Consider the following 9,886-nt stretch of genomic DNA (forward strand, 5'->3'; position numbering starts at 1 on the left):
AACATGACCCATCTTGAACCAGAATTATCTTCATCCTCACGTATTTGGGAACGTGAGCATTGGCTGAACGTGATTAAGATAGCGGTTGAGGAACGGTCGTTTCGCTTTGCGCGTCAGGCGGCAATGGCGTGGCTGAACATTTATCCGGGTGACCTACTCATGAATTATTGGCTGGCAAAGAGTTTTATCTTAGATGGGTTGAGTGGGCAAGGACGGGTGATTCTGGAAAGGGTATTGCAGGTGGATCCGGAGTTCAATGAGGGATACCAAGCTCTTGCCGAATTGGTTGTAGACAAAGAGGTGACCTCTTTCGATTCTCAATCCGTGCGAACTGCTCTTTTTGTCCTGAACCTTAATACAGAACCTTTAGAAGCGATCCTGGAGTGGGCGGAGCGGTTGCGACAGGCCCGTTCTGCCATGAACGTGCGACAGTATAGCGAGGCAGAAAATAACATCTATCGGGCTTTGATCCAAGCCCAGGACCAGGTGTTGGTTTGTTTGACTCATGTTCGTATTTTGTATTATTTGCAAGACTGGGTGAGCCTGGTGCGCTTTGGACATCTTTATCGTCAGCGCTGGCCGGAATGTCTGGGATTCATGCTGGCTTTGGGGTTGGGAAAATTGGCATTAGGCGATGAAGCGGAAGGGGCAAATCTGCTGCATCGATGTGTGACTATGGATGTGGCAGGTCAGGTGGTTCAAAGATGGTTAGGGGATGAGCATCCTTTCCGTCAAATCTGGCCTGAGCGATTGGCCTTAAGGTTTGATCTGCCTGTACCGGCCGAAGTCTCGGCAAGGTTGGGGTGGAATCAATTGAATGCTCCAAAGGAACAGGATGATCAAGGTGAAGATACCATCATAACCCAGGGAGACACTGCTCCTTTTTCTGAGGTTTCCCTATCTTTATCATCAAGAGGGTCCAACGGAGCGTTTGATGACGTAAACCATACAAGAGGCCCTGCAGATGCTAAGGCCCGTACATCGTCGGTTGCGAAAAATCCATGGTTGCAAGAGATAGAGAATGAACTTGAGATATTAGCAAAACGAATCCATCGTCCCGATTATGCGAAAGCCGATGGTCGATTTCCTATTTACGTGGTCTTTTCATCACGTTCAGGGTTAAAACGTTATTATGGTGAACAAGCCACCGAAGCCATTATTTCTCAAATGCACAGCTTGACCGAAGCGGTCACCCGTGAATTTGGATGGGGGGCGATGGTTTTTCTTCCCGATGATCCCGAATCGGTAAAACCATTCGGTATTAAACCTATGACTCAAGGAGATGCCTGGTCGTTCAAGTTAGCCCTTGCTGATTTAGATGAAGCCTTAGCCAAACGCGGAGGACGTATTGGGGCGGTGCTTATTGTCGGAGGCGATGAAATTGTGCCGTTTCACCGGTTGCCTAATCCTACCGACGATGTGGATGTGGAGGTGCTTTCGGATAATCCCTATGCCACACAGGATAGCAACTATTTTATCCCCGAGTGGGCGGTAGGGCGATTGCCCGGTGGATGTGGTCCTGATCCGGGGTTAATTTTGCAAGCATTACGAAGCATGCAGCGATATCATCGCGAGCGCCGACGTAATTCTAATTGGTGGGAACGTTGGTTGTCTTTTTGGAAGGTCTCCAAAAAACATGGCTTGGGTTATTCTGCAGCCATATGGCGACGGGCTGCGTTAGCGACATTTCGACCAATAGGGCGCCGGAAAATCTTTTGGGTTTCTCCCCCTTATCAACGTGAGCGTGTAGATCAAAAAATAATCACCCGCGCTGCTCTGGGTTACTATAATTTACATGGATTAATAGACAGTCCAGAATGGTATGGTCAGAAAGATCCCCATGATCTTACTTCCGGACCGGATTATCCGATCGCTCTGACACCGGCTGACTTAGTTAAAAACGGCAAAGCACCTCGGATTGTCTTTACTGAGGCTTGTTACGGGGGATACGTATTAGGAAAAAATGAACAAGATTCGATGGCGCTGCGCTTTTTGGAAATTGGCACACTCGCCCTGGTCGGGTCAACGAGCATCTCTTATGGGGCGGTGCAGAGCCCGCTGGTCGGCGCAGATTTGCTTGGTTACTATTTTTGGAACGGGTTGCGGGTGGGTTATTCTGCTGGCGAAGCGTTGACCATGGCAAAAATTGCATTGGCGCGAGAAATGGTTCGCCGGCAGGGATTTTTGGATGGCGAAGATCAAAAGACTCTGATCTCCTTTACCCTTTATGGTGATCCCTTGACGTACGGGTCAGATTTGCTTAAGACACCCAAGCGGTTAATCCATTATCCCCAGCGTCCCAAGGTTGCGGTGCTGTCCGATCAGCCGGATGGTAAAGCCCTCTCTGAAACCGTAGATGCTAACCTGGTGGCAGAGGCGAAAAAGATTCTCGAGCCTTACTTACCCGGGCTTGGTCAGGCGGAATGGCGAGTCAATTTTTCGCAACCTCCAGAGAGTGAAAGAAAGGACCGTTCTGGACGTTCAGGCCAAAAATCTGCGCTAAACGATGCTTCGGGGACTATGGTTCTGGTGTTTCAAAATAGCCTCGCGGCAGGTGGAAGGATACATCACCACTTCGCGCGGGTTTCTGTTAAGCAAGGCAAGATTATAAAGGTCTCGGTATCTCGCTGAGTGTGGTGGTGTCTGAGTTCTGAGGGATATTACTTTGCTCCTGCAGAACCAGGTCTATAAACAATGCCGCCGACCAACCAAAAACATGAGCGGCTTTATCACAGGCATTGCCAGTCTCGGGATGGTAGTACTCGACAATATCGCGGTTGCGATTGACCAGATCTAAAGTGCGTTGGCGGAGGTCACGAGCAAGTTTGGGGTATCCACTACGTTCGAGTCCCTCGATGAACAAGTAGTTAACATTGATCCAGGTCGGTCCGCGCCACATTTGATTGGGGTCGTAGTGAGGATCGCTCAATGCAACGGTAGGTACCGGGAAGGCTGGCCAAAATTCTGTAGAATCCGTCAAGTGCCTCACTAACGCTGTCTTAATCGGGGGAGGTAAGTTGCCGGTTAAAAGCGGAAAAAGGCTAAAGGGGGTTAAGATCCGTACTGGTTTCCCCTCGCGGTAAGGCCAGAAGAGACCGGCCTGAGCATCCCAGAGCTTTTCGATCATGCGGAGAAGTAGGGAATGAGCTTGAGTTTGCCAATGACGAGCGTCCTGGTCCAAGTTAAGGACGTTGGCAATTTTGGCCAGGGCTTCGAGTTGGAGGTAAAGGTACGTGTTCAAATCGGGAGAGGTGACCGGCATGCCCTCGTCCCACAACGGGCTATCATCCAAGCCTGAGGAATAGGGATGATGGTATTCGCATAGCCCATCGCCGTCTGCATCATTTTGACTGAACCACCATGTGTTCCAGTGCACAATGGCGTCATAAATTTCTTTTAGGAATTGTTGATCACGGATGCTCTCATAGAGTTTCCAGGCTGCCCATCCCAGGATAGGGGGTTTTGTGACATCTGCATCCACCGGGAAATCCAGGTGGGTTATTGTGCCCTCATCGTGCACCGCGTCCGGTAACATCCCATCCTCGCGCTGATGGTCAATCAGAACGCGAAATTGGTCTTGGGCTAGCCGGGGATTTATATGCCGATAAGCAAGAGCATGGAAAAAAGCATCCCATTGCCAGATGCCCACGTAAAAGGGTTTTGAGGGCACCATAGCCTCGCGGGTGGTGTAAAAGCGGGTGGAAATTAATCCCGCTCGCATAATCCACCAGGCGTAGTAATACTGTGCTTTGTAAATGCCTTCTACAGGTGGCACAGCGCTGAACCATTCTTCCCAGCGTTGGAGGGCTTCATTCAAGGTGCGTTGGGGGTCAGGAACATAGCGGTTGAAACCCAAACGGGGGGTAATATTGAACAACATTGCGCTGGAAGGACCGGCTGCAAAGAGCAATGTGACATTAATTTCATAGGGGTGTTGGAGCGTGATTTGGTTCTTAGCGAGGGGACGGTCGGTGGTGTAGGCAATGTTACGCCGGATGTCCCCCAACATATGAAGAACCCCTCCGCGGCGATCGGTTTGACCATGATTAACATGAACGGTAAAGCGAAGCCCAAATTTTTCGGGAGGTAATGTTAATAGCAAAGACTCTGGATCTACAAATGTCAGGACGAATTCTCCCTTGGGGGTGTGGATCTCAATGAGGTGGGGATAGGTGATGACCTCGGTAAATGGGAGTGGTTGTTCATTTTCATCACAGATGACAAAATTTTCAATCAGTGGGGGGCGAAAACGATAACCCGAAAGACGTGGATCAATCTTTAGCCACCGTTCGGCAAGGCGAATAGCCAACGAGTAGTCATTACGAAGCACCATTAAACGAGATCCGCGTTCGGTAAAGGGAATGTTTATAAGGTCAATACGATCCTTTAAAAGTGCGCAAAACGAATCAGGAGGAGCAACCTGAAATCTTTCCATACCAATTTCCAACATCAGTGGGTTATTTCCAGCCATGCGACTCCGTATGGTGGTAAAACCATCTCTAAAGAGTCGGTGATGTCTATCTCGCGCTGAGTGAGTAATTCTACCCCTTTTGAGACGGTTGAGGAAAGGTGAGAAAGAGGAATGTGTATATGCTGAGTTTGAGGAGTTACATTATGTAGGCAGAGGACAGCGTAATGCGAATCTGGGGTTTGCCGCAGCACACAGAAAACAGCAGAAGAGAGATCGAGAATAGTTTGATTGCTATATGGATCGAAGGCAGGGCTTTTTTGCCGGGCTCGTATAAGGGTTAATATGCCGTTCAGCACCCGGGCTCGCCGTGAATCAGGACGGTGCAGGTCTGCCTCGATTTCAGAAAGTATAAATTTTTGACGATTGATGGCGCGGTTGTAGCCTAACGCATGCACACCTTCGAGCCAGTTTGATGAACCAAGTAGGCTGTGAATGTAAATTCCCGGCACACCACGCAGTGCTATCAGGATGGCATGGGCAAGCATAAAACGCTGTAAGGAAATTTCTTCTGAGGTGGGATCAGCAAGGGCGTCATAGAGGGTAATATTAAGTTCATATGGGCTCAAACTTCCGTCCGGATTGCTTTTATAAGAAACTAAGCCACTTCGATTTCTTACCGTTGCGATAATCTGCTCTATCTCTTGCGGGCTTAGAATGCCACGTGCAGGGTTAATGCCAATGCCATCATGCGAAGCAAGAAAATTGAAGTAAGTGACATGGGACGAGGGGAGTTGAAAAGCTGAGGCTGCCCATTGACTGAGAACAGTCGCGTTCCCTGAGTATATTGTATGCAGTATGAGGGGAGGCAATGCAAAATTGTAAACCAGGTGGGCTTCGTTATAACCATCCCCGAAATACGACACGTTTTCGGCGTGGGGGACATTGGTTTCGGTGATTAATAATGCCCAAGGAGCAACTTGATCTACGATTGTGCGAAATAGTTGTACTAACCGGTGGGTTTGGGGGAGATGGATGCAAGACGTACCAATTTCCTTCCAGACGTAAGCGACGGCGTCCAAACGTATGATACGTGCCCCCTGTTCTACATAAGTCAACAACACATCTATGATTTGGAGAAATACGCGGGGATTTTTATAGTTGAGATCCACTTGATCGGCACTGAAGGTTGTCCAGATCCAAAGTGTTCCTTGAGGCATTTCGAAAGGAGTTAACAAGGGTAGGGCACGTGGCCGTACGACCGCCGAGAGGTCAGTCTCTGGTGGTACAGTGATATAGAAATCTTGGAATGCGGGATCGCCGTGTAGAAAACCCTGAAACCACGGGTTCTGCACCGAGGTGTGATTGAGCACCAAATCCACCATCAAGAGATAATCTGCAGCCAGGTTTTGGATATCTTCCCAAGTTCCAAGGTTGGGATTAACCTGGTAGAAATCAATGACCGAGAAGCCATCATCGGAGGAGTAAGGGAAGAAAGGTAACAGATGCAGTCCTGTTATGGTCTTGTTGAGAAAGCGACGGCAGAAAGTCTGCAGGGTCTTTAGGGGATTTGCGGTGGTGGAGCGGAATTGATCTCCGTACGTAATAAGGATGGCATCTCGGTGATCCAAAGGGCGGGTTGAGATGTTCGGGGGGCGAAAGCGCCGTAACCGAGCGGTCAGTTCGGGAAGCGTTTTCGAGGCTACTTCGCTTCCGTACAAGAATTCAAGATGCTCGAGTATAGGGGTGGGATTAATGACCATTGTTATGAGGTGGCCAGCAGAGGATACTAATCGAGGCGTTCTCAGGAATCAATGAGAAAACACGCTCGAAGGGATAATGAAACGCCTGAACAATTAATGTGGCAATGGCAAGACCATGCGAGACCAGTAGCACACGTTGACCGGGAAAGCGTTGAGCAATTTCATTAGCAACGGCCATCATGCGCTGGGCAACTTCCCAAACACTCTCACCCCCGGGAGGGCGGGCATTCAGGGGTTCCTCATCACGCTGAGCAAAGTGACGAGGAAACCGAGCAACGGCTTCAGAAAAGTGCATTCCTTCCCACTCTCCCTGATGGATCTCCCGCAGACGTGTATCTACTATTATCGGGCATCGAACGCGTTCAGCAATGATTTGGGCCGTCTGGTAGGCGCGGGTGAGATCACTGGTAAAAATGGCAGCGAAGGATTTCCCGTCCAAATTAGCGGCTAGATGCTGGGCTTGTTTCACCCCTGTTGCATTTAAAGGGATATCGGTTTGGCCCTGATAGCGTCCTTCTAGATTCCAGTCCGTTTGGCCATGACGGATAGCCCAAATTTCACATTGGGAAGGATGGCAGGAATATTCAGGATCTGGCATGTGGGTGTTTCTCCAAGTATTCGGGGATTTCAATCATGGGTGGGCGTTCCTGCTCAACCACTTCTTGGACTAAAAGGGAATAACGACCCTCTTCGTAACGGATGAATTTCATAGACTTATTCACCTCTTCCAGAATGGGGAGGTGATAACGCTGCTCCAATTTTCGGATAAAGGCTTGCAGGATCAGGAAGGACATGCGACTCAAGGCTTCGAGGGGTTGGTTATGGTGAATGCGTTCCTGAAGATCTACTTGGGCGATGCTGGACAGCCCATAATGCTCGAAGACATCAATCAGAAGTCCGGTTTCAACACCGTACCCAGAAAAGAAGGGTAAGCGTTCCAATGCCCGACGTCGGCCCCCGTATTCACCAGAAAGTGGTTGGATTACACCGGAGAGTTCAGGGTAGAACATGTTGATCAAAGGACGGGCAGTTAGTTCAGTGACCCGGCCTCCTCCTGTGGCTTGGATTTTTTCGCCCTCTCGAATAGGGCGACGGTAGAACCCTTTGACAAATTGGATTTGGGGGAAGTGGAGCAGTGGTCCTAAGATGCCATAAACAAACCGCGGATGAATATTGACGATATCTGTATCAATCCAAACGATAATGTCGCCCTTGGTAACATAGAGGCTTTTCCATAATGCCTCACCTTTACCGCGGCGGGCACCGTATTGGGGCAACACTTCTTGATGAATGAATACTGGAATGCCTAGTTTGGCAGCGATTTCCCGCGTTCTATCGGTGGAGTTGGAATCCATGAGCACGATTTCATCCAACAGCGGCACTTGTTCCATGAGCGCGGATTTGACACAGGAAATGACTTGCCCAACCGTTTCTTCCTCGTTGAGAGCTGGAAGCGCGAGACTGATGGTTACGTTTTGTTTTTCTTTGAGAATGACCAGTTCGTGCAGGTCGGCAAATTCATCCGCATGAAAGGTATTCTCGGCAAACCATTTATCTACGAGCACCGAGATGGCTTTGTAGCCAATGCGCTCACTTTCTGGTCCACTCCACAGTTCTGGCACCGGTTGCGCGCTTTTAACTACCACGACCGAACAAGCCGCCTGATTGAGGAGATTCTCGGCGGTTGATCCCAATCCACTGGTTTCGGGAGTCGGCCGGGCGGCAGCACCAATTATCAGAAGGTCGGCTTGTCGCGATTCTTCTAGGATGGTCTGGGCAGGCTGATCGGACGCTGCCGTTTTGTAGGTTAGATCGCGAAAACTAGGCAAGATACGGGCTAATCCGCGGAATGGCCCTTCAATTTGACTGCGATCTGGCCCGACCAGGTGTAAAGCAATGAGGCGAAAATCATGGAGCCCCAACGCCAAGCGGAGACTCAATTCGGCATGAGGCCCGCCGCGCAGAGGAAGTAACACATTACCATAATACTCAGGCCATGGGCCGCGTATCAGAGCTAAATTACAAGGTGTAGAGGATAGAACCTCGTGAAGGGTAAACGTTCCCTGGAAATGATAGGGGATTTCAAGGAGCAATAAGTCAGGAAGATCAGATTCTAAGGATTGGCGTAGGGATGGCCATCCTTCTGATTCGGGTAGGACCTGAATACGGACATTTAAACCGATTGATTCCTGCCATTTGCTTATCTCTTTTCGCTTTTGACGAGGCGAATGCACTTTTTCGCCATGGGGAGAGGATGTAAGTGGATATAAGACAATGTCTCCTCCCAGTTCACGGGCCAGGTTCAGAGCATTTTGAGGCAGGGTTTGCCCTATTACGGGGATGGCAATACGCCGAAAGGGAATGAAACGTTTTGGGGTTAACATAAGCCCTCCAAAAGTGGGGCAATTTGGCGTTGGTAAACGACTTCCCATGAAAAATTTAGGCGCACGCGACATCGCACGCGGTAGAGTGGATCACGCTCTAGGCGCTCTTGTATGGCATGGGCGATGACCTCGGGCGAGGTTTCGGGCTGGAAATAGAAAGCATCGTCTTGGGCAATGGCACGGAGCGGGGGGATTTCGGTACAGAAAATAGGCAATCGGCTCATGCCCGCTTCTAGTAAGGGAATGCCAAACCCTTCTTCGCGACTGGTGAGTAAAAGTGCGTCGGCCAAACGATAGAGATCGGTGATAACAATATTGCTGACTCCGTCGGGGTAATCCTCAGCCAAAAAGTGAACCGCTGTTTCAAGCCCTAATGTGGTTCGCAAGGCAAGCAGGCTTTGATAATAGACCAAATTTTCGGGGTTGTGAGCACCCGGTGGTCCGGTAATGATCAGTCTGGATGCCGGAAGTTGCTCATGCAACACGCTCATGATATGAAGGGCCTGCTCCAAGTTCTTACGACGGGTGATTCGCACCGGACATAGCAGGATGGGCATGGCAAATGCCAGCCCCAAACGATCGAAGATGGTTTTGGATTCGTTGGAAAGCCCTAAGAACTCGGCCTGTTCGATACCAGCTGGAATGACATGGATAGCCTCAAGAGGCAATCCGCTTAATTGACTCCACTCGAGGCGGCGAGCCTCAGAGACAACGATCTGGATGGTGCCTGGCCAGGCTTGACGTAAAAGATCCCATGGCCAACCCGGATGCAATTCGCCTTGATAGCGTGCGGCGGTCCAGGCTAAATCGTGATGCCATAAAATGGCTCGTTGGGGTATGCCTCGTTGAATCAAGCGTTGGAGAGCGATCGTAAGGGGTAAATTTTTATGTTGAGTAGCAACATTGTGAGCGATAAGGACATCAGTTTCCTGCAGATGGGGTTCCAACGCCTTTTCAATTTCAGTTACCAGCATGTCCAAGTTTTCCGGGATAATCCCTTGATCGAGTATCTGCTTGATGGCAAGGATTTGTGGATGGCGCGAGTCCATTAACGGGATAATATGCACCGGAATACGTGGTTCCCAGGCTTCGCCCCGCCCGGCTAGAATCACAACTTGATGACCAGCTTTGAGGAAGTAATTGGCTTGGCGAGCCATCACGGCTTCTACACCGCCGATCACGGGTGGGGCGGCGTAATGGAGCAAAGTGACACGCATGATTATTTCCTCTTAATGAGAGTTTATCGTGAACAACAAGTGTTTGTCAAATGGTCTTGCCAAACCTAAAAGTTAGGTGTGTGTTCTCGTGCTATAATCGAAGATCGTCAGTGT

Annotated in this window: 6 protein-coding genes; 1 reads left to right on the forward strand and 5 read right to left on the reverse strand. The window is 49.7% G+C overall.

Annotated elements, in window-relative coordinates; all coding sequences use genetic code 11:
* Positions 1-3: 3 nt before the first annotated feature.
* Positions 4-2,631: a C25 family cysteine peptidase gene (locus AC01YT_RS10710; protein WP_476675294.1), complete on the forward strand. Its 2,628-nt coding sequence runs from the start codon at positions 4-6 to the stop codon at positions 2,629-2,631.
* Here AC01YT_RS10710 and AC01YT_RS10715 read toward each other — a convergent pair.
* The 5 genes from AC01YT_RS10715 to AC01YT_RS10735 are packed head-to-tail and all read right to left on the reverse strand — an operon-like array spanning position 2,606 to position 9,772.
* Complete coding sequence (locus tag AC01YT_RS10715) at positions 2,606-4,471, reverse strand: amylo-alpha-1,6-glucosidase (RefSeq protein ID WP_476675296.1); 1,866 nt, start codon at positions 4,469-4,471, stop codon at positions 2,606-2,608. The two genes, AC01YT_RS10710 and AC01YT_RS10715, sit on opposite strands and share 26 nt — an antisense overlap.
* Positions 4,450-6,171: a sugar phosphorylase gene (locus AC01YT_RS10720; RefSeq protein ID WP_476675298.1), complete on the reverse strand. Its 1,722-nt coding sequence runs from the start codon at positions 6,169-6,171 to the stop codon at positions 4,450-4,452. Before AC01YT_RS10720 ends, AC01YT_RS10715 begins: the two co-directional genes overlap by 22 nt.
* Positions 6,161-6,769, reverse strand: coding sequence for a histidine phosphatase family protein (locus AC01YT_RS10725; RefSeq protein ID WP_476675300.1), 609 nt, complete (start codon positions 6,767-6,769; stop codon positions 6,161-6,163). The genes AC01YT_RS10720 and AC01YT_RS10725 overlap by 11 nt, the downstream gene beginning before the upstream one ends.
* Entirely contained in the window at positions 6,756-8,555 is a 1,800-nt protein-coding gene (locus AC01YT_RS10730) for a glucosyl-3-phosphoglycerate synthase (RefSeq protein WP_476675302.1), read from the reverse strand. The genes AC01YT_RS10725 and AC01YT_RS10730 overlap by 14 nt, the downstream gene beginning before the upstream one ends.
* On the reverse strand, positions 8,549-9,772 hold the full coding sequence (locus AC01YT_RS10735; protein ID WP_476675304.1) for a glycosyltransferase family 4 protein: 1,224 nt from the start codon (positions 9,770-9,772) through the stop codon (positions 8,549-8,551). Before AC01YT_RS10735 ends, AC01YT_RS10730 begins: the two co-directional genes overlap by 7 nt.
* Positions 9,773-9,886: the final 114 nt, after the last annotated feature.

The organism is Thermanaerothrix sp. (genome assembly GCF_056331585.1).